2 protein-coding genes are annotated in these 1,326 nt (G+C 61.3%); one reads left to right on the top strand and one right to left on the bottom strand.

Annotated features, from left to right (window positions below; genetic code table 11):
• The coding region (locus GY769_04500) for an IS66 family transposase (protein ID MCP4201176.1) at window positions 1-954 on the top strand (954 nt) is incomplete at its 5' end.
• Between the two features lie 176 nt (window positions 955-1,130).
• On the opposite strand, the gene GY769_04495 is transcribed toward GY769_04500, so the two are convergent.
• Window positions 1,131-1,326, bottom strand: a 196-nt coding sequence (locus GY769_04495) for a hypothetical protein (GenBank protein MCP4201175.1), incomplete at its 5' end; no start/stop codon positions are given.

Below are 1,326 nucleotides of genomic sequence, written 5' to 3'. Positions count from 1 at the left end.
GCAGCGATCGTCCTCGCGATGGTCTACGAAGAGCTGATTCGGCAAGTAGCGCAGTGGGATATCTTCTACAATGACGATACTTCGGTGAAGATCCTTCAGCTGCTCAAAGAGAACCAACAGATCGAACAGAAGGGCTCGAAGGAGCGTACCGGGATCTTCACCTCCGCCATCGTTGCGGTCCGCGACGATCACAAAAGTGCAGTGTTCTTCACCGGGCGCCAGCACGCTGGAGAAAACCTCGAGGATGTGCTCCGGCGGCGGGCCGCGGAGCTCGAGATACCGATGCAGATGTGCGACGGATTGTCGCGCAACGTGCCGAAGGAATTCGCGACGATCCTGGCCAACTGCATGAGTCATGGTCGTCGGAAGTTCGTGGAGGTGGTCGATAGCTTCCCTGGAGAATGCCGCTTCGTGCTTGAGTCCTTGGGACACGTCTACCACTACGATGCCATCGCCCGCAAGGAGGAGATGTCGCCCGCAAGGCGCCTACGCTTTCATCAAGAGCACTCAGCCGAGATCATGGAGAAGCTCGAGTGCTGGATGGAAGAGCAGCTGGAGCAGAAGAAGGTCGAGCCGAATTCCTCCCTGGGCGCAGCGCTTTCCTACATGCTGAATCGTTGGGACAAGCTCACCCTGTTTCTGCGCAAGCCTGGCGCACCGCTGGACAACAACATTTGCGAGCGTGCGCTGAAGAAGGCGATCCTCCACCGCAAGAACTCGCTGTTCTACAAGACCAAGAACGGCGCTGGTGTCGGCGACATCTTCATGAGCCTGATCTACACCGCAGAGCTCGAGAGCGTCGATCCGTTCGACTATCTCACCGAGCTTCTGAAGCACCCTGAAGAGCTACGGCGCAGCCCCCAGGACTGGATGCCGTGGAACTACCAGGTGGCCGTTGGCGCAGCCGAGGCGGCAGCCCTCCGGCCAGACGTCGAGCTGAGCTACGCCATCTGAGTCAGCCGGGCGGCCCAACCCTGGCGCTGCCTATCGGCCGGCTGACTGTGGCGCTTCGTCCCAACGCCACGCCGATGGCGTCACGCCGTCGCAAATGGCCCATGCCCTTCCGATGGTCAGCGCCCGCCGGCCTCACGCCGCGGCCCTGACGGTCGCGATCATCGAGAAAAATCGCGTTACACACGCTTGCTGGAAGGACACACACGCTTCTTCAGGCCGTAGTAGTCCAGGCCCAGGGCCTGGGCCGTCTTGGAAACGCCGCACTCTCCAGCGACCTCGGCCGCCGCTTGCCACAGCGTCTCAGGGATGCGGGTGCCTCGTTTCCGATCCTGGCGCCAGCGCTCGAACTGGCTCTGGACGTCACTCAGGATG

It is taken from the genome of bacterium, from assembly GCA_024224155.1.
In the GTDB taxonomy this organism is placed as follows: Bacteria; Acidobacteriota; Thermoanaerobaculia; order Multivoradales; family JAHEKO01; genus CALZIK01.
This window is presented reverse-complemented; position numbering and strand designations above follow the sequence as displayed.